We start from the raw sequence: 19,569 nt of genomic DNA, 5'->3' as shown, positions 1-19,569 counted from the left end.
TTGTGATCAAGAGACAGGGTTAGGGTGGGGTGAACACTGTCAATCCTCCCCCTAAAAAGGGGAGGAACAGTACAATATCGATGATATTGTCTTCCAACATTAAATACAGAGTGGCTATTTAAAGCTTGGCGCTTTGTTGAAGTGGCTCTCAATCATTCTTTGAGTGATGGGATGAGTTGGATTAGACAATACTTCTTGTGTGTCACCCGATTCGACTACTTCGCCTTCGTGCATCACCATAATTTTATCAGTAATGTGTTTTACAATACCAAGGTGTTGAGAGACATACACAAACGAGACACCCATCTCTTCTTGCAGTTCTAGAAACAAGTTAATCATCTGTGATCGCATTGCCATGTCTAACCCGTTTAATGCTTCATCAGCCACAATGATCGACGGTTGTAGAATCAGTGCTCGTGCCAAGCAAATCCGCTGTTTTTGCCCGGTGGCGAGCATTTGCGGGTAGAAGTAGGCGTGCTCTGGCAATAACCCAACGCGCAATAGCGTATCTTTCACGCGCTTCATACGAGCTTCAGGTGGCATATTAGTGTTTCTTTTGAGCGGCCCTTCTAGAATACGACCAATTTGAATTCTTGGGTTGAGCGATGTGTTCGGATCTTGAAAAATCATTCGAATCAGCTTACAGCGCGTGGAGTAATCCTTGTGTTCCAATAACTCTCCATTAACGCGTATCTCGCCAGCCGAGGGTTCAACCATCCCCGCAAGCATTCGTGCCAATGTCGATTTACCAGAACCATTTTGGCCAATAAAACCAATGGTTTGTCCCGCTTCTAACGTAAAGCTAACCGGTTTGACTGCATGCTGAATTTTCTTGCGAAACAGACCTGAACGAGTAATGAAATCTTTAGTTAACCCGTTCACTTCTAATAATGATGCACTCATGACTGTTGCTCCATATTGAGTGGGAAATGACAGGCAAACTTATGATTTTTAATACGTTGCGGATACGGTATTTCAACGCATTGGCGCTGAGCATAGGGGCAGCGAGGCCCCAATCTGCAACCAATCGGTAAATGTTGCAAGGGTGGAATGGAACCCGGTAAGGATTGCAATTTTTCTTTATGCGGGATCCAATCACTAAAATCGGGCATCGCTTTCAGTAGTGCGGCCGTATAAGGGTGTTTGGGTTCACTCAATATTTTCTGGGTATCGGCTGACTCAACAGACTGACCGCAGTACATCACTGTAATACGGTTAGCCCATTGGGTAATGGTGGTTAAGTCGTGGCCAATCAATAGAATCGTGGTGTTATTAACCTGGTTCATCCGGCTTAGCAGGCGCAATATCTGTGATTGGGTAATGGGGTCCAAATCGTTCGTTGGTTCATCAGCAATCAAAATTTTTGGTTTGGTTGCGATAGCCATCGCAATCATCACCTTTTGGCATTCACCATCAGTTAGCTCATAGGGGTAGCTACTCATGATGCGCGCGTGCTCTTTGATTCCTACTTTATGTAAAAGGGCAATGGCTTGTTTTTTACGCCATGTAAAACGCTGCCACCATTTGCCTTCAAATGTGCGCGATGGAATTGATTCAATCAACTGTTTTCCCACTTCATCTGAAGGGTCTAAGCAGGTTGACGGTTCTTGAAAAATCATCGCGATGTCGCGGGCAATCACTCGCCGGCGTTCGCGCGGCGTCAGCTGAAGTAGATCAATGTTACCTAAGCGCATGCGGTCGGCGGTGATGGTCCAATTATCTTTGCATATTCCTACGATGGCTTTAGCCACCAAGCTTTTTCCTGATCCGGATTCTCCCACCAACCCGCGAATTTCGCCTTCGTTCATGGTTAAGCTCATGCGATCGACTGCTTTTACCATGCCTTGTGGCGTATCAATTTCGATGGTGAGATGGCGAATATCTAATAATGGCATTATTCCACCCCTGCATTCAGAGCTTGTCGTACACCTTCACCGACTAAGTTGATGATGATCACCGTAAACATAATCGCTAAACCGGGGAGAGTGACTGTCCACGGTGCGAGGTAAATCAGCTCAACTGAATCACCTAAGATGGTGCCCCATTCGGTGCTTGGTGCTTGAGCACCCAAACCAAGAAAGCCCAAAGCGGTGATGTCTAAGATGGCAATGGATAACGCGAGTGTTATTTCGTTGGCGATGACAGCAAGGACATTGGGTAAAATGGAGTTCCACAACAGATAAAAGTCATTGGCACCATCTAAACGTGCGGCGAGGATATAGTCTTTTTCTACTTCGTTGTGTACGGCAATATACACCGAACGAACAAAGCGAGGGATGAGTGCCAAACCAATCGCAAGCAAAATATTGAACTCGCCAAAACCGAGCAGTGCCACAAAAATAATGGCAAGCAGCAACGATGGAATCGACATGACCGTGTCGAGTAAGTGGTTCAATGTACTGGACAATAATCCTTTGGTCATGCCTGCCATAATGCCGATAAAACAGCCGATCACAGCCGCGATAGCGGTGATTAAAATAGCGGCAGCGAAGGTGTATTGGGTACCATCAATCAACCGTGACAAGATATCTCGGCCTAAATCGTCGGTACCTAAGAAAAATTCGACAGTACCCGCAGGATCCCAAGAAGGCGGTATTAATAGGTTGCTCGTTTGCAACTGCGGATCATGAGGGGCTATCCAAGGAGAGGTGAGGGTAATCAACACAATGAGTCCTAAGCACCACAAGCCAAACATCGCCAAACTGTTATTGCGATAGCTGCGCCAAAACCGCTCAAACTGAGTTGGAATATGCTCTTCCTGATAAATGTTATTTGTTAGCATACCATTCCTTTCTTACCAGCGGGTTAACCATAGCGCCAATCAAATCAGACAGAATGTTTGCTGTGAGAACGAGCGTACCAACTACGATCACGCCGGCTTGAATGGAGACATAATCTTGGTTAGATAAGGCATCGAGCAGCCAACGGCCGATTCCCGGCCAGTTGAAGATGGATTCAGTAATAATTGCTAGCGTTAACATACTCGATAACTGAACCCCGAATTTAGGAATAATAGGTGGAATTGCATTTCTCAGCACATGCTCGGTGACAATTTCGTAATCACTTAAACCCTTAATTCGAGCGGCGCGTATATAGTTCTGAGCCATTACATCGGCCACCGAAGAACGCATCAGGCTCACCACTTGTGTCGTCGGTGCTAGAGCCAGTACCAAGCAGGGTAAAATCATATGTTCAATAACACTTTGCAAAGCATGAGCACGGTAGTTGCCTTCAGCGAAAAAAGCATCGATCAGAGCGAAACCTGTCACGTGTTCCACTTGGTAGAGCAGATCATAACGTCCTGAAACAGGAAACAGCTCATAATGCAGTGAAAAGACCATGATCATTAACAAAGCTACCCAAAATAGCGGTGCTGAATAGCCGGACATTGACGTGAAGGAGATGACGGTATCAATCCATTTACCTTGCTTCATTCCTGCGAGCGTACCAATAGGGAGACCAATTAACAAAGAGAGAGTAAAAGCAATAAGGCATAACTCCAGCGTTGCTGGAAAGACCATCGCCAGTTCGTCCACAATCGGGACACCACTGTGATTGACGCCAAAATTCAGTTGCAGTAGTTGCCCTAAATAGGTTGACCAACCTGACCAAAATCCATGAGCAGTTAGAGGCGACTGTGGATCTAAGCGCAGCAGTGCAAACCCGACCATAGTCAAAATGAGTAACGTGATAATAAATAAGTTGAGTCTGCGTACCGTATATAAAAACACTATTCGACCCTCTCAACCGTATTGAATGGTTGTACATTAAATGGGCTGAGTTTAAAGCCCGTTAATGTTTTGCTGTACGCTTTAAATTGCATGCCGTGTGCCAATGGGATAACCGGGAACTCTTCGTTTAAAATATTTTGCGCTTGTTTGTATAAGTTCAGGCGATAGCGCGACTTGTCTACTTCCAAGGCCAAATCGAGTAGAAAATCGAAATCACTATTGCACCACATCGAGGCATTGAGCCCTGAGCGATCTGAATTACATGAGAGCAGTGGACGCAAAAAGTTATCTGGGTCTGCGGTATCGCCATTCCAGCCCGTTAAAATCAGATCAACGTTGGCGTGCTGGGTCAAATTTGAACGATCGAGGCGGTCTTCCGTGATGATATGCAATGTAATACCAATGTCGGCAAGGTTAGCGTTAATTAACTCGGCGGTTTTACGTGGGCTTGGATTATAGGCATGAGACTCTGCAGGAACAGACATCGTCAATTCCAAGTTGGCGTAATAGCCAGCCTCTTTAAGTAATGCGATCGCGTAGTTACGATCATAGCGAATTTGAATACTGTCCTTTTGATAGGCCCAAGAGGAGGGGGGAAGAATGTTATAAGCAATACTTCCTGTACCGTAATAGACCGAGTCCAAAATATTTTGGCGGTTGATCGCAAAATTAAGCGCTTTACGCACGCGAACATCACTGAGCGCAGGGTGAGAGGTATTCACAGCAATATAAGACACGTTCATCGCAGGCTTGGCATCAAGCTCTATTTCCGATTGCTGCTTGATAATAGGGATTTGGCTTGAAATAGGCGAGCTGAGCACATCGCATTCATGGCGTAGTAGTTTGGCGAGTGTCCCTGTGCCTCGGTTGGAGACATCAAATACGACTTGTTCCATCTTCGCCACGCCATTCCAATAAGCGCCATGACGACGGAGGCGGATAAGGTCATTCACTTTAAATTCGTCTAGATAAAATGGTCCGGATCCAACAGGATGGCTGTCGATCATGCTTTTTTCATCTTCAATCACTAATTGATTAGCATACTCATAGGAGAGTATGACAGCGTGACTGGTGGCGATATTGGATAAAAAGGAGTTGTCGGGACGGCTGAGGGTAAATTTAACCGTGAGTTCATCCAGAGCTTGAACATCGATCAGCAAGTTTTTGAAATCAATACCCGCAAACCATGGGTAGACGCCACTATTGACGTAATGAAATGGGTTGGTTGGGTCAATGATTCGGCGAAAGCTGAAGACCACATCATCGGCATTAAGAGCGCGAGTCGGTGTAAACCAAGCGGTTGATTGAAATTGAACGCCATCGTTTAGCTTGAATGTATACTCTGTACCCTGTGGATTCACTGTCCAACTCGTGGCCAGACTTGGTATCGGTTGTAAGGTTTCTGAATCCAATTGCAACAGCGTGTCGTAAATCTGTGGGCTGAGAGCTTCAGACGTAATGCCGCTCTCAACCAATTGTGGGTTAAAAGTGGTGGGATTGCCGTGACCACAATATACGAATCCGCTCTGGCGAATTTTACTATGGTCAATTTGTTCGCTACAGCCTATCAGTAGGCTAAAGCTGCATATTCCTAGTGCGAATCGTATCAATGTTTTCATAAAGAGAAATAACTGTGAGAAGTAGGGCAAACAAAGCTAATCATTATGCCTCAAAATCCTGATAATCTACCATTTTTTGTTGATCTAAACCTAGGGTTAATCATCATTGCTGCCGACGAGTTGATATTTTCTCACCATACCTCTCAATTGGTGGTAGCTCAAGCCGAGTAATTCTGCAGCTTGTCTTTGATTAAACTTACTGGCATTGAGCGCGGCACTCAGTAGTTGTCTGTCCTGATCCTCCTGCCACATTTTGTAATCCATCGGAAATTCAAAGCCAGTGGTGTAAGTATGGCGATCTGTGGAGAGATTGCCAGTAAGGTCATCTGGTTTGTGCCACTCATTAGCAAAAGGGTTAAAAACCAAGTTTTCAATCGGATGGGAGGCCGTTCCGTGTTGATAGACAGCACGCTCCACGACATTCTTAAGTTCACGCACATTTCCCGGCCACAAGTAGTGTTGAAGCTGATCTGCCGCTTCTGCACTAAACCCGACAAAGAGCGCTAAGTTCAGTTCACGGCACATCTTAATCGCGTAATACTCAGCAAGTGGCATAATATCTTCTTTTCGCTCTCTTAGCGGTGGAAGCTGGATCACATCAAAGGCCAGTCGGTCGAGTAAGTCAGCTCGAAACTTTCCAATTTCAGCTAATTGTGGAAGATTAGCATTGGTTGCACAGACGATACGGACATTCGCATTAAGCCGTTGGCTACCGCCGACACGTTCGTAATGTCCATATTCAATCACTCGGAGTAGTTTCTCTTGCACAGCAAGCGGCGCGGTGGCGAGCTCGTCCAAAAAAAGAGTTCCACCTTCCGCCCGTTCAAATCGTCCTTGGTGACGTCCTTTGGCTCCGGTAAACGAGCCTGATTCATGACCAAAGAGCTCAGAGTCAATTAACCCTTCACTCAAGGTTGAACAGTTTAACGAAACCAGTGGTTGGTCCCAACGTTTGGAAAGATAGTGTAAGCGCTGAGCGATTAACTCTTTGCCCGTTCCCCGCTCGCCAATAATTAATACCGGCCTATCAATCGGTGCAAGCTTAGAGACTTTATCCAGTACCGATAAAAATTGAGGCGCTTCACCCAGTAAGTTTTGTTGCATGTTCACTCTCCACACTGTGATTGAAAGGGTGGTTAAATTCACCAACTCTTGGCGAAAATCATCATAGCACAGTAATCTTATTCTATGAGATATTATCTAATTTATTGATTATCAATAGATTTATATATGGCATGAAACTTGGTTATCTCTTCTCGTCTTAACGTTTTGAGCGATTTAAAATAGCTCACCAATAACTACATCGTCATGAACAACTAATCAGGAGATTGAACATGGGTATTTTTTCTCGTTTTGCCGATATCGTAAACTCGAATATCAGTGCACTGTTAGATAAAGCGGAAGATCCTGAAAAGATGATCCGCTTAATCATCCAAGAGATGGAAGACACCTTGGTGGAAGTACGCACCAATTCGGCCAAAGCTATTGCGGATAAGAAAGAGCTCGCGCGTAAAGTGGATTCTATGGCCTCTCATATTGAAGATTGGCAACAGAAAGCGACCTTGGCGCTTGCTAAACAGCGTGAAGATCTCGCTCGCGCTGCTTTAATTGAAAAAAAGAAATTGCAAGAAATGCAGAAAGGCTTGCACACTGAACAAACCTTGGTAGAAGAAACTATCGATAAATTGACTGGGGAAATCGGTAAGTTAGAGGCCAAAATTGCCGAAACACGGGTGAAGCAACAAGCTTTGGCACTTCGTAGCCAAACTGCGCACAACCGTCGTGATGTGCAACGTCATTTGCATACTAGCCGTACTGATGAAGCGATGGCGAAGTTTGAGCAGTACTCGCGTAAAGTCGATGAACTTGAAGCTGAAGCCGATCTCTACGCTATGTCCGGTAACGCTAAGTCACTCGACCAAGAATTTGCTGAACTTCAAGCGCAAGATGAAATTGAACAAGAGCTAGCAAAACTGAAACAACAAATGGACAAAAACCAATAACGAGGAGTGGCATATATGTCATCATTTTTTATCGCAGGTCCACTGATTGTCTTTTTGATTTTTGTTGCACCGATATGGCTTTTTCTGCATTACAGAGGTAAACGACATAGCAGCAACTCATTGTCACAAGAGGATTTAGAGCGGATCAAAGCGTTATCTGAAAAAGCGGAAAAACTGCAAAGCCGTGTTGAAACCCTTGAACGCATCTTAGATGCTGAATCACCGACTTGGAGGCAAAATCATGGCTAGCCGAGAACTCTATAAAGATCCGGTCAATGGCAAAATAGCTGGCGTATGTGCTGGGCTTGCTAATTATCTTGGGTTAGAAGTTTGGTTGGTGCGTATATTGGTCATCTCGGCTGCACTACTCGGTGGTGGCTTTTTAGTGCTTTTAGCTTATATGGCTTTGATGCTGATGTTAGAAAAGCAGCCTACTCAGTATGTTGAAACGCTAAAAGCCCAACGCGAACATACATTGAAGAATAAGCCTTGGGAGCAAGGACAAACCGCCGAAGCTTTGCTGGCGACATTGGATCAAGATTTAACTCGAGTGGATCAGAAAATCCGTAAAATGGAGGCTTATGTCACCTCTGAAGCATTTAAAGTCAATCGTGAGTTTAATCAGCTTTAAAAAGTAAAGCTAGGCACGTAGATTTGCAGTGTCATTGTTCAACTGACACCGCAAATGAAGGTAAGGGTAAGGAAACAAAAAATGAAGCATCATACAGAAATGACTTGTGCATGGGCGATGAATCACCCTTTAGAGCGCGATTATCACGATAATGAGTGGGGCATTCCCGTTTACGATGATGTCAAGTTGTTCGAATTTTTGACGTTAGAAGGTGCGCAAGCTGGGCTGAGCTGGATTACGATTTTGAAAAAGCGCGAAGGTTATCGCTTAGCCTTTGACGGTTATGATCTTGAAAAACTGGCTCAGTACGACGAAACGCGGGCACCTTACATTATCGAGCATTTCGATGTGGTGAAGCACAAAGGCAAAATTACCTCTGTCTATTCCAATGCACGAGCGGCTTTATTGTTGCAGCAAGAGTATGGCTCTTTATCCAAAGCATTGTGGCAGTTTGTGGATGGTCAACCAGTGCTCAATCATTGGCAGCAGATGAGTGATATCCCTACATCGACGCCCACGTCTAAGGCGATGAGCCAATTTCTAAAGAAAAAAGGCTTCAAGTTTATTGGCGAAACGATTTGTTATGCTTTTATGCAGGCGGTGGGTATGGTGAACGATCATTTGGCTGATTGCCCCAAGCGTTAATTTTTCAGGGTAACCTAATATGCAAAAGGCCGCTGAAGATTCAGCGGCCTTTTGGTCTTCCGCTCATATTATGCACGCAGAGCAAGCTGTGCACTGTAGCGTTCTAATCCCGCTTTTAGATCAGCGATCAGATCGTCTACATCTTCAAGACCAATATGCACTCGAATCAGTGTACCTGCAAAGTGCGGGTGTGCGACGGTTCTTAAACTATCAAAGCTTTTGGGTTCATTAGCTAAAATCAAGCTTTCAAATCCACCCCATGAAAAGCCCATACTAAAATGTTGCATGCCATCGAGCAAAGCCGTCGTAGCTTTTGCATCACTGCTCTTTAATACAAATGAAAACAGTCCGTTACCACCAGTGAAATCACGCTGATAAAACTCATGTCCAGGACAAGTCTCTAGCGCAGGATGGCGAACATGATCCACTTCAGGTTGTTCTGCTAACCAGTGCGCAATGGCTAAGCTATTTTGAGCATGTTGACGTAAGCGAACATCTAACGTTCTTAGCCCTCGTAGCCCTAAATAAGCGTCATCAGGTGAGACACATTGTCCCATCAAATAGCTTTGCTCTCGCAATTGATCCCAGCATTTTTCATTGGCAATCGCTGTTCCTAACATCACGTCTGAGTGGCCAACAATGTATTTCGTCGCCGCTTGGATCGAAATATCAACACCATGTTCAAAAGGTGAAAAGTTCACGCCCGCCGCCCAAGTGTTATCCAGCATGACAATGATGTCATGTTCATGTGCAACCCGCGCTAAGGTTGGGATATCTTGCACTTCCATCGTGATCGATCCGGGTGATTCAGTGAACAACACTTTGGTATTGGGTTGGATCAAAGTACGGATCCCTTCACCTATGGTCGGTGGGTAGTAGGTCGTTTCTATGCCCATTTTTTTCATGATTTTTTCACAAAAATCACGAGTAGGTTCATAGCAAGTGTCGACCATCAGAATATGGTCACCCGTTTGCACAAAGGAAAGAATACTATTGGCAATGGCGGCCGCACCGCAAGGGAAAAGCGCGCAACCGACGCCACCTTCAATTTCCACCATTGCTTCTTGGAACGCAAAGTGCGTATGAGTACCACGGCGTCCATAAAAGAGTGTTTTATTAGCCCGATTGACAGTGGCCTGATTTTTTTCAGCCACACTATCAAATACAACGGTAGAGGCGCGCTGAATAGGTGGGTTGACAACGCCATTGGTCCACTTTTTACTACGACCCGCATTGACCAACAGTGTTTTTTTACCTTCTGACATCCGAAATCCTTGTCTGGGAGAGAGTTCGTTATTTAAAACATGGAGTTGCCTAGCTTGGCAACCCCAGTCAGATAAAAAGTTTATAGCAGAGGGTTAAACAAATAGAACAATCGTTCAAAAAACCTATGATACAGTGGGCGTTGCTCCCATATTGGTAGCTCAACCAAGTGAGATTGTTCTATATAGTGTTGCTGTAGCCAGTTCATTTCCTGAGTGAAAGATTGGTCTTCAATCGCGAGCGTGACTTCAAAATTGAGCCATAGGCTGCGCATATCGATATTCACTGTACCGACAAGACAGAACTGGTTATCGATCACGACGGATTTAGTGTGCAGCAAACCACCGTAGAATTCGTATATTTTCACCCCGGCTTCCAGTAGCTCACCATAGAATGCGCGAGATGCCCATTTGACCATCAATGAGTCATTTTTATGTGGAATAATGATCTCAACATTGATACCGCGCTGAGCGGTCATTTTTAGCGTTGCTAATAGGTCTGCACTAGGAACAAAGTAAGGGGTAGTGATCCTAACGGATTGGTTTGACTGATTAATCGCCAGTGTTAACACTTGAGAGATTAAGTTTTCTGGCATACCAGGGCCTGAAGGGACAACCTGTACTGGATGATGGGGCTGATCCGGACCAATTGTGCATTCTGGTTGTGCTGGCAACATGCGTGTTCCTGTTTCCACCTCCCAGTCCCAGCAATGTACTGCGGACAGCACATTGACCGCAGGCCCAGTAATACGAACCATAATATCGACCCATTGACCCACACCAGAGTTTTGTTTGAAATAAGCTGGGTCAACTAAATTCATCGATCCTGTGTAGGCAATTTTATCGTCGATAACAATGATTTTACGATGTTGGCGTAGGTCTAAGCGGCGTAAGAACATCCGCCACGGGCTCACTTCTAACGCTTGGACGACTTCAACTCCTGCGTCTTTCATCATGGTATACCAATGACTTTTGAAAAAACGGGGGCTCCCTGCGGAATCAAGCAGCAGCTTAACGTGTACACCTCGTTTGGCCGCTTGGATCAGAGCCGACGCAACCGAATCCGCCAATCCACCTGGGTGCCAAATATAAAATACCATTTGAATACTGGTGTGAGCTTGTTCGATGTCGGCAATGATGGAATGCAGAATTTCGTTAGGGGAGGTTTGCAGTGATAACGTATTACCACTTAAGGCCGGAATCCCCATGCGGTGGTTACACAGTTCATCAATTTTATAAATTTGAGCACCCATTCCCTCAGGGGCATGAGCTTGGCAATCGTTAAGCTGTCTAAACCAATCACCAAATGGAGCAAACATTTCCTTGGCACGCTCTGCACGCTTGCGCCCTAAATTTAGCTCACCAAAAAGAAAGTAGCAGATCACTCCCACAATCGGAATGATATAAATCACCATCAGCCAAGCCAGAGAAACACTCACCGCTCGGCGTTTCAATACAACGCGTAGCGTGACTGCGGCGACCAAAAACCAATAGAGTGCGATGCCTGCTAAAGTAAGAACGTGGTAAACCTTGTCCATGCCATTAATCTTGTCGATAGAATAAGTCACGATAGTAAAGGGAAAGGGAAAAGTAAGGAAGTTTATCGCGTGAATAATATGAAAATAGTAACAGATGAATCGTGTTACTAAAGTGATCATAGCAGTTTAAAAAAATGATCTGAGGATAAAAAAGCAACAATTGAACTATAAAACTACGGTCTAATCCATAATTTATATCGTTCGGACTTCCAATTTTAATCTCAAACTGTTTTACTTGCCACCATCTCAGTGCGACTAAAAATTATAACTTGTGTAATTAAAAGTTTACACTCACTTTTAGCACTGCCTAACAAACACAACATTGGTAAATAGTTTATGGCAAGTAGTTCAAGAGGTCATTTCTCATCGAGACTTGGTTTTATTATGGCGGCTGCAGGTTCTGCGGTTGGCCTAGGGAATGTGTGGGGTTTTCCGACCAAAGCGGCAAGTAATGGTGGCGCGGCATTTTTAGTGATTTATTTGGCAATGGTATTCTTGCTGGCGTTTCCAATGCTGGTTGCGGAATTGACGATCGGGCGACATGGACAATCTAACCCCATCGCTTCTTTAAGAAGTATCTGGACCAAAAATCGTGCGGCGGCGGCACTGTTTGGTATTATCGCGATGATTGCCTCATCGATGATCCTCAGTTTTTACTCCATTCTTGCCGGATGGCTTATGGGTTTTGCGGCATCTCCTATATTAGGCTTGTTGGGTTTACAGACGGCGGCCGATTGGTTAGTGAATTTTAGCGGCTTACGCAATGTTTTACTGGCTCTCGCATTTTCTTTGCTCACTATTTATGTTGTGCGAAAAGGTGTCGCGGACGGCATTGAAAAATGGTCTACCCGTTTGATGCCAGTGCTTTTTATTCTATTCGGCGCCATGATTGCTTATATCTTTACCCAAGATGGGGCAATGGAAGGATTGAAGATGTATTTGATCCCTGATATTGCGCACATCACTCCCAGTTTATTAGTAGACGCAATGGGGCAAGCTTTCTTCTCTCTCTCTTTAGGCGTTGGAGCGATGATCGTTTATGGCTCATATCTTAAGAAAGATGTTAATTTGCCAAAAACAGCGGCGCAAGTCGCGGCGATTGATACGGGAGTGGCGTTTGCAGCTGGCCTTTTGATTCTCCCAGCAATGTTTGTGGCTAAAAATCATGGTGTCGAAATTTTTGATGATGCAGGCAACTTGATGAGTTCGGGCGATTTAGTCTTCACCGTGCTGCCTGCGATGTTTGATAATATGGGCAGTGCAGGGGTGTTGCTCGGCTTTGGTTTCTTTATTTTGATGGTTATCGCAGCGCTAACTTCTTCAATTTCTATGCTAGAAGTACCAGTATCTTGCGCGCAAGATGAACTAAAAATGACTCGTAGCCAAGCAACATGGATGATCGGTGGAGCCATTGCGCTGCTGAGCATCATCATTTCCCTTAACTTTGGGGCGTTATTTAACCTAGTGGCTAACGTCTCGACCGTCTATATGCAACCTTTATTAGGTGTGGTTTGGGCTATTGTGGTGGGTTGGGTTTGGCATCGTAATAAATTGCTTGATGAGATCAAACAAGGTAACCCAGACATTGCACAAAGCCTATTCTGGAAAATTTGGCCATGGTACGTGCGTTTTGTTTGCCCAGTGGCGATTTTAATGGTCTTTGCTTATTCATTAATTTAGCGCATTCCTAAGGCTCTCATCCGAGAGCCTTTTTATCATCCTACGACCTTGAACCTTGCATTTATTGGTATCTGCGTTGTTTAACGCTATACTCAGCCGCCTATTCTGCAGTTAGTGATTCACATGTTTGATATTCTTTATACTCACAACGATTTTCTCATCATCAACAAGCATCCCAATGTTTCTGTACACAAAGATGACGGGGATACGATGCTGCTGCAAGAAGTGGGTAAGGTTTCAGGTGATGGCCAGCTCTACTTAGTTCATCGGTTGGATAAAATGACGTCCGGCATTTTATTGCTTGCCCGCCACCAAGCTGCGGCCAGTGAGTTGTCTAAAAACTTTGCAGCAAGGGAAGTCGAGAAATTCTATCTTGCCATTGGCAGTAAAAAGCCTAAAAAGAAACAGGGCTTGATAAGCGGTGATATGGAACGCTCTCGACGTTCGTCATGGAAGTTAGTAGCGACACAAAATAACCCTGCCGTAACGCAGTTTTTTTCCTGTTCTGCTGAGCCGGGTGAACGTCTCTTTTTATGTAAACCTTTTACCGGAAAAACCCACCAAATTAGGGTTGCTTTGAAATCACTCGGCTCTGCGATTGTCGGTGACCCGATTTATCATTCTCATGATGGTTCTGATAGAGGCTATCTACACGCTTTTGCGTTACGTTTTTGCTATCAGGATCAGTGGTATCAATTTATCTGCGACCCACGCAATCAAGTAGCGATGGGGCAGAAATGGAACTCAGACATTGTTAGCCAAGGGATTGAATCTTGGTTAACACCTTGGAATCTAGTTTGGCCGAAAGTAAACAAATGACAGAACAAACAATGCAACGCTCAGCGCTTTCTCACTTTTTTACCCATATTGAGCAGCAGCTCTCCTGCAATACAGGTGAAATTCGCCGCTTATTTCATGGCCGAGGTCGTCAGTGGCCAGGTCTAGAACAGCTCACCTGTGACTGGTTGCAAGGGCAGTTAGTCGTCAACTTATTTAAAAATATCGAAGAGGACTTTCTCGCGGAGTTAAAAGCGGGTTTGTTGCACCTAACAACCCGTCCGTTATGGCTAGAAAAGCAAGGTCGTTGTGTCTTACTTCAGCATCGATATGCCGATGGCGCGCCTTCAGAAACAGTATGGGGAGAATTAGACCCTTACCCTGTGGTGATCGAAAATGGCTTAAAGTACCAATTGAGCATTGGGCGTAATCAGAATTTTGGTCTGTTTTTGGATATGCGCTACGGCCGTGAGTGGGTTTCATCTCACGCTAAACATAAAAATGTACTGAATCTATTTGCCTATACTTGCGGTTTTTCAGTAGCAGCGATTGCTGGTGGTGCTGACCAAGTTGTGAATGTCGATATGGCCAAAGCATCACTGGCTAAAGGCCGTGAAAACCATCAATTGAATGGCCACAATCTCAATTCAGTGAAGTTTCTTGGACATGATATTTTCAAGTCTTGGGGAAAAATCAAAAAATCAGGGCCATATGATCTGATTATTATTGATCCTCCTTCGTTTCAAAAAGGTAGCTTTGCGCTGACTAAAGATTATCAACGTATCTTACGCCGTTTACCTGAGCTGTTAGAACAAGGCGGCGAAGTGCTTGCATGCGTTAATTCACCAGCCGTAACCTGCGATTTTTTAATCGAAGGGATGAAGGTGGAAGCGCCATCACTTACTTTTCAAGCTCGCCTAGAAAACCCACCAGAGTTTGAAGATATTGATCCGCAAGCCAGCCTGAAAGCACTGATTTTCTCCTGAGTAGAATGGAGATCAGGTAAGATCACGCCATAATAAAGTTGGTTATGGTGTGATTGCTCCTGACTTCAGGAATTATTAATTTTGCAAAATATGTTCAATCGGTGAGGGTTTAGAATAGATGAATCCTTGGATAAGATACACAGCACGAGTAGCAAGATAATCAACTTGGTCTCCGCGTTCAACGCCTTCAGCAATAATTTCAATATTAGCTTCTTGTGCTGAGAGAATAATAGAATTGAGTACCTTTATTTTTAAGTCGTCAGTTCCAATCGTATCAATAAACATCTTGTCTATTTTAATACAAGAAATACCAAGATTTTGTATATATGAGTAACCACCGTAGCCTGTCCCAAAATCATCAATTTTGAATTTATAGCCTTTTGCCATAAGATGAGATAGTGCCCTACCTGCATTTTCAATATTAATAAATGGCGTTCTTTCTGTTATTTCAAAATGAATCTGTTTGGTGGTCGGCCAATTGAGTTCTTCTAGTGTTTCTGCTAAGCCACCACTTTCAATGTGGGCTGGCACGATATTGATACTCACCCATTGCTGCACATCGAATTGTTCTAAATCATCAATTACTTTTCTTATGATTTGATTCGTTATCTGGATGATTAAACCGGATGTTTCCGCCGGACCAACGAACTCATTTGGTGGAACCATCTCCTTGCCTTTGCACCAACGAACTAAGATCTCATAGCCAATAACTCTCTCTTCTCGGCTATCAAGAATGGCTTGGTAGTAAGGGATGAATTGTTTATCTTTAATGCCTTTAAGAATTAATCCTTGAATTGAGTTTTTATAATTTCTGAACTTTAAATAAAAAATAGATAATAAGATACCAATTGCTAGCGCAATGGGATAACCCCAATATATTAATTGGTAGTAAAGATATTGGTTGAATTCTTTACCAACAGAGAGTGTTTCTTGAATATCAAACTCTTTTATGGTGTAACTAATGGTTGTGATGTGGTCTTGGTAAGCAATCTCTTTATTGCCTCGACTCATTCTCAATCCATTTAAACTAGGCGATAAATAATGAAAATTTAATAAAAAGCAATTTATACAATCACCTTTTAATATCTCTTCTTGCCAGCTACTGTCTAATATCCAAAAAATTCGATTACCTTCTTTTTGATAATAAATAAGTAGCTCTTTTTCTGTATTAAAAAGTGCGGGAGTGGTGGACATGTAAAACCCTGAAGAGAGGTCATAGGCTTTCAACTCATCCGAAAGTTGTAATGGGAAACCGACAGTCGAGCAGCTACGCCCGTCTTTGTTGACAACTGCGATCATTCTGATAAATCGGTTGTAGTACTTGGAATCACGAATTAATGACATATCGCTTGCTTGGCATTCATAATTTATCTGAGCGACTTGATCTAAAATCATATCATTTAAGCTCTGAGCTCTATTGGACAAGTAAAGATTGACGGTATCGAGTTTGCTTTCCAGCACATAGCGTGTCAACGGATTGATTAATATCGGGATGGCTAACGAAAAAATAAGAGTCGGGATCAGAAAGAGTAAGATCGCTATTTTAACGGGTCTGGTCAAAGTCATAAATGCAACCTTAGGCATCGTTATGCTACTGCGTTAGTAAGTGCGCAGTTTAGCATGCCACTGGTTCAATTGATGAGAATTTCGAAGAGTTATACGATTACCCAATGTATTACATTATCTGGATTTGAAGCTGTAGTTCGAAGCCAAAAGTGATAGCGTTAATCATGGTTGTATTCTTGACGTGAGTGAGTGTTATAGAGTGTTTGAAATCCAGAATAAATGCGGGTAATGGTGGTGAACCAGCATGCGCCGCCGAATAGATAAGCTATTAAGGCAAAATGTTGAGGAAAAAGACAAAACAGGACGAAACAAGCAATCGTTTCCGTACCCTCAGTCAAGCCTGACATGTAATACAGTGATTTATGCTTGTAGATAGGGCTGTGGATGTTTCGCTTGCTGGCCATCACGGCGAATGCAAGAAAGCTGCTTCCCGTACCGATAAAAGAAAAGATCAAAAAGGCACCAGCTACCGCATTGTGCTCAGGTGAAGCCAGCACAAAACCAAACGGAATGAGCGAGTAAAACAGAAAATCTAAACTGATATCGAGAAATCCTCCCGCATCGCTGACCCCTTGAATTCTTGCCAACGCACCATCAAGACCATCCGCTATTCGGTTTAGTATGATGAAAATTAATGCCAGCGTGTACTGCGAGAAAGCAAGTGCAGGAAGTGCACAGCAACCTAAAGCAAAACCCCAGAGTGTCGTTTGGTTCGCTGTAATGCCTAAGCGATGAAGCCCTTGAGCTGTTTTCTCTAGTGGCCAACGAATGATTTTGACACTAAATCGATCAAGCATGTGCGCTCTCCCATGAGCAGGTTAAAATACGGCTGTTAGGCGGAACATCATCTTTATCGTGCGTGACCATCAAGGTCGGAATGCCTTCGGCGACCAGTTGATTGAAGACCCAATCCCTAAATTGGATCCGCAGTGCTTTATCTAACTTACTAAATGGTTCATCCAATAGTGCCAGTTTAGGTTGAGCCAGTAGCATGCGAGCCAAGCTAATACGTGCTCGCTGCCCCCCAGATATCTGTTCTGGGTAAGCATTGGCAAGATGTTCGAGAGAAATTTTCTGTAATGCTTTTTCTGCTTGAGACTGCCGTTCATGGCCTTTTACCGAGTTGGGCAAGGCAAAAGCCAAATTTTGCCAAACCGTCAGATGTGGGAAGAGCAGATCATCTTGAAATAAAATACCGACTTGCCGCTGATGTGCAGGCCGCAAAGTGATGTCGACATCGTCCAGTATGACTCTGCCTTGGAAGCAAAAATCCCTCCCCAAATGACCCGCAATTACATTAAGTAGCGTTGATTTTCCGCAGCCGCTTGGCCCCATTAAGCTAACAATTTCACCTGGGGAGATGGTGATATTTAAATCCGATAAGAGAACTTCACCATTTTTTTGTTTATGGATGGCGAGGTTTTCGAGGCAGAACGTCATGAGTAATGGCTTCCTTACGGGCAGTTTTTTTAACGATAGGGTTCATGGTACGGCGATGAGTTTGCAGGCGGCTGATCACAATCGCCAAGGTGAAAAAAATTAAAGGCAGTAGGGCTTGCCAAATGGCATAGATGGCGGTGACTCTGCGGTCAAAGCCACTCGAGAGCGCAACGGCTTCGGTAGTAATAGTAGCGATCCTTCCTGCGCCGAGCATCAAAGTCGGCAAATATTGCGCTAAGCTCACACTCATTCCAACCGCTGCCGCGTAAACGATGGCTGGCAAGAGTTGCGGCGTTTTAATTTGCCAAAATACTTGCCACGGCGTTTTTCCTAAACTTAACGCTGCTTTAGTCAGGTTTTGATTGTAGCTTTTCCATGGACCATCCAAAGCAAGATAGACAAAAGGAAAGGCGAAAAATACATGTGACCATGTAACCCAAAGCCAATACTGATCGCTGGCTAAAAAGAGTGTGGCGATCTGCATGCCAAATAACAGTGAAAGCTGAGGAATGAGCATCGGCAAGGCGATCAAATAACTGGGTAAATGGCGCTGATATTTGAGCTTATACTCATGAGCGAGTAGAGATAACACCAGCGTAATCACAGTGCTGAATAGCGCTAATTGTACGCTTTGATAAATGGTTGGTGCGATATTCAACCATTCGTTGTCCCAAAAACGGGTACTGAACTGGCTGGGCCATAAATCTGGAAAGCGCCAACGTTGTGCAAAACTCCAAACCACCATTAAAGGCAACATCAGCAAAGATAAGGTAATAATGAATAAAAACAGTGATTTTCCTGGCAAGGAAAGCGCATAGCGGCCTGAGTATTGCCAGCGTTTGTAGTGTCGCGTCGAACACTTTTCGATGAAGAGAACGATCAATAACATGGCGCTGGCAAGTATAAACAACAGAACGGCGCCAGCGGCGGCGCGAGGAATTAAGGCTAAGTTAGGGTCACTAAACCACTGCCATACCAATACTGCAAACGTTGGTGGATTATTGGGGCCTAAAATGAGCGCTAAATCGACAACGGATACGCCGTAGGCAATCACGGCAAAGAGGGCAAACCGCAGTTTATTTAACCACTGTGGGAAGATCACTTTTAGCCATAGTTGGGGTTGAGAATAACCCAGCGAAGCCGCTGCTTGTTGCAGTTTATCAATGTTTAATTGCTGCAAAATGGGGATGCTCATCAGCAGTAAAAAAGGAACTTCTTTAAGTGCTAACGCTAAGGTTAATCCGACTGCGTAAGGGTTGCGTACTAAAAGTGAAGCGCCATCTCCCATGAATGAGGTTCCAAACAGATGATACAAAAGGCGATCCGTCATGCCGCTTGGTGAGAATAAAAAAGCAAAACCAATGGCAAAAGCGACGTGAGGCATAGCCAGTAACGGTGATAAAGCGTTCTCTACTTTTGACCAGTGACGGCTGTGCCACAATGATTGCAATATCACAAAGCAGATCGCCGCGGCGAGATAGGTACTGATTAACGCAGAACCTATGCTAAGTAGTAGAGATTGCCCGACTCCCGACCATTGTAAGATGGCGATGTAGCCATCTAGAGAAAAGTGGTGCAAGCCGACGGGAGGAATATAGCCCAATGAGGAGAGTATGACCCCAAGTAGGCCGGGAACAACTGGGGCAATACAGATGACAATAATCAGCAAATAGCTTGCTCTAAACATCGGG

The 19,569-nt window shown here is 44.2% G+C and carries 19 protein-coding genes; 7 read left to right on the top strand and 12 right to left on the bottom strand.

Translation table 11 applies throughout. From position 1 onward, the window contains the following. Positions 1 to 114: 114 nt before the first annotated feature. The 6 genes from DD616_RS12285 to pspF all read right to left on the bottom strand — a co-directional run bounded on the left by DD616_RS12285 (position 115) and on the right by pspF (position 6,454). Positions 115 to 903 carry a peptide ABC transporter ATP-binding protein gene (locus DD616_RS12285; protein WP_013857043.1) on the bottom strand — a complete coding sequence of 263 codons (789 nt, stop codon included), beginning with the start codon at positions 901 to 903 and terminating at the stop codon, positions 115 to 117. Next, positions 900 to 1,895 carry a peptide ABC transporter ATP-binding protein gene (locus DD616_RS12280; protein WP_010320232.1) on the bottom strand — a complete coding sequence of 332 codons (996 nt, stop codon included), beginning with the start codon at positions 1,893 to 1,895 and terminating at the stop codon, positions 900 to 902. The genes DD616_RS12285 and DD616_RS12280 overlap by 4 nt, the downstream gene beginning before the upstream one ends. Further along, positions 1,895 to 2,782 (bottom strand): ABC transporter permease subunit, encoded by an 888-nt coding sequence (locus DD616_RS12275; protein ID WP_013857042.1) that lies wholly within the window; start codon positions 2,780 to 2,782, stop codon positions 1,895 to 1,897. The genes DD616_RS12280 and DD616_RS12275 overlap by 1 nt, the downstream gene beginning before the upstream one ends. Continuing rightward, positions 2,769 to 3,731 carry an ABC transporter permease gene (locus tag DD616_RS12270; RefSeq protein ID WP_013857041.1) on the bottom strand — a complete coding sequence of 321 codons (963 nt, stop codon included), beginning with the start codon at positions 3,729 to 3,731 and terminating at the stop codon, positions 2,769 to 2,771. Before DD616_RS12270 ends, DD616_RS12275 begins: the two co-directional genes overlap by 14 nt. Further along, positions 3,731 to 5,350 (bottom strand): ABC transporter substrate-binding protein SapA, encoded by a 1,620-nt coding sequence (gene sapA / locus DD616_RS12265; protein ID WP_094149655.1) that lies wholly within the window; start codon positions 5,348 to 5,350, stop codon positions 3,731 to 3,733. Before sapA ends, DD616_RS12270 begins: the two co-directional genes overlap by 1 nt. Positions 5,351 to 5,446: 96 nt before the next feature. Then, entirely contained in the window at positions 5,447 to 6,454 is a 1,008-nt protein-coding gene (gene pspF, locus DD616_RS12260) for a phage shock protein operon transcriptional activator (RefSeq protein WP_026028021.1), read from the bottom strand. Positions 6,455 to 6,684: 230 nt separating this feature from the next. Between pspF and pspA the strand changes: the two genes are divergently transcribed. The 4 genes from pspA to DD616_RS12240 are packed head-to-tail and all read left to right on the top strand — an operon-like array spanning position 6,685 to position 8,629. Continuing rightward, positions 6,685 to 7,353, top strand: coding sequence for a phage shock protein PspA (gene pspA / locus DD616_RS12255; protein ID WP_026027628.1), 669 nt, complete (start codon positions 6,685 to 6,687; stop codon positions 7,351 to 7,353). A gap of 15 nt (positions 7,354 to 7,368) precedes the next feature. After that, positions 7,369 to 7,602 (top strand): envelope stress response membrane protein PspB, encoded by a 234-nt coding sequence (gene pspB, locus DD616_RS12250; RefSeq protein WP_026027627.1) that lies wholly within the window; start codon positions 7,369 to 7,371, stop codon positions 7,600 to 7,602. Next, positions 7,595 to 7,984: an envelope stress response membrane protein PspC gene (gene pspC / locus DD616_RS12245; RefSeq protein WP_013857036.1), complete on the top strand. Its 390-nt coding sequence runs from the start codon at positions 7,595 to 7,597 to the stop codon at positions 7,982 to 7,984. Before pspB ends, pspC begins: the two co-directional genes overlap by 8 nt. Before the next feature lie 54 nt (positions 7,985 to 8,038). Beyond that, positions 8,039 to 8,629, top strand: coding sequence for a DNA-3-methyladenine glycosylase I (locus DD616_RS12240; protein WP_047690935.1), 591 nt, complete (start codon positions 8,039 to 8,041; stop codon positions 8,627 to 8,629). A gap of 68 nt (positions 8,630 to 8,697) precedes the next feature. Here DD616_RS12240 and DD616_RS12235 read toward each other — a convergent pair whose 3' ends face one another. Together DD616_RS12235 and cls are read right to left on the bottom strand one after the other, a co-directional pair. Continuing rightward, positions 8,698 to 9,894: a cystathionine beta-lyase gene (locus tag DD616_RS12235; RefSeq protein WP_208871735.1), complete on the bottom strand. Its 1,197-nt coding sequence runs from the start codon at positions 9,892 to 9,894 to the stop codon at positions 8,698 to 8,700. 80 nt (positions 9,895 to 9,974) lie between these two features. Next, a complete protein-coding gene (cls, locus tag DD616_RS12230) occupies positions 9,975 to 11,429 on the bottom strand; it encodes a cardiolipin synthase (protein ID WP_094165914.1) in 1,455 nt (484 codons plus the stop codon). Positions 11,430 to 11,765: 336 nt separating this feature from the next. Here cls and DD616_RS12225 point away from each other — a divergent pair, with 336 nt between their 5' ends. The 3 genes from DD616_RS12225 (at position 11,766) to DD616_RS12215 (ending at position 14,872) form a co-directional block, all read left to right on the top strand. Then, positions 11,766 to 13,109 (top strand): sodium-dependent transporter, encoded by a 1,344-nt coding sequence (locus DD616_RS12225; protein WP_013857032.1) that lies wholly within the window; start codon positions 11,766 to 11,768, stop codon positions 13,107 to 13,109. Between the two features lie 123 nt (positions 13,110 to 13,232). Next, positions 13,233 to 13,928, top strand: a complete 696-nt coding sequence (locus DD616_RS12220; RefSeq protein WP_017043600.1) for a TIGR01621 family pseudouridine synthase — start codon at positions 13,233 to 13,235, stop codon at positions 13,926 to 13,928. A gap of 11 nt (positions 13,929 to 13,939) precedes the next feature. Beyond that, positions 13,940 to 14,872, top strand: coding sequence for a class I SAM-dependent methyltransferase (locus DD616_RS12215; RefSeq protein WP_208872327.1), 933 nt, complete (start codon positions 13,940 to 13,942; stop codon positions 14,870 to 14,872). 75 nt (positions 14,873 to 14,947) lie between these two features. On the opposite strand, the gene DD616_RS12210 is transcribed toward DD616_RS12215, so the two are convergent. The 4 genes from DD616_RS12210 to DD616_RS12195 all read right to left on the bottom strand — a co-directional run bounded on the left by DD616_RS12210 (position 14,948) and on the right by DD616_RS12195 (position 19,565). Continuing rightward, positions 14,948 to 16,438, bottom strand: a complete 1,491-nt coding sequence (locus DD616_RS12210) for an EAL domain-containing protein (protein ID WP_208871734.1) — start codon at positions 16,436 to 16,438, stop codon at positions 14,948 to 14,950. A gap of 158 nt (positions 16,439 to 16,596) precedes the next feature. After that, positions 16,597 to 17,235: a CDP-alcohol phosphatidyltransferase family protein gene (locus tag DD616_RS12205; RefSeq protein WP_199871256.1), complete on the bottom strand. Its 639-nt coding sequence runs from the start codon at positions 17,233 to 17,235 to the stop codon at positions 16,597 to 16,599. Next, positions 17,228 to 17,878, bottom strand: a complete 651-nt coding sequence (locus DD616_RS12200; protein ID WP_208871733.1) for an ATP-binding cassette domain-containing protein — start codon at positions 17,876 to 17,878, stop codon at positions 17,228 to 17,230. The genes DD616_RS12205 and DD616_RS12200 overlap by 8 nt, the downstream gene beginning before the upstream one ends. Beyond that, positions 17,844 to 19,565: an ABC transporter permease gene (locus DD616_RS12195; RefSeq protein WP_064625073.1), complete on the bottom strand. Its 1,722-nt coding sequence runs from the start codon at positions 19,563 to 19,565 to the stop codon at positions 17,844 to 17,846. Before DD616_RS12195 ends, DD616_RS12200 begins: the two co-directional genes overlap by 35 nt. Positions 19,566 to 19,569 lie beyond the last annotated feature (4 nt).

The sequence above is a fragment of the Vibrio anguillarum genome (assembly GCF_003390515.1).
Taxonomy (GTDB): Bacteria; Pseudomonadota; Gammaproteobacteria; order Enterobacterales; family Vibrionaceae; genus Vibrio; species Vibrio anguillarum.
The sequence above is the reverse complement of the archived record's forward strand: the minus strand, read 5'-3'. Positions and strand labels throughout refer to the sequence as shown.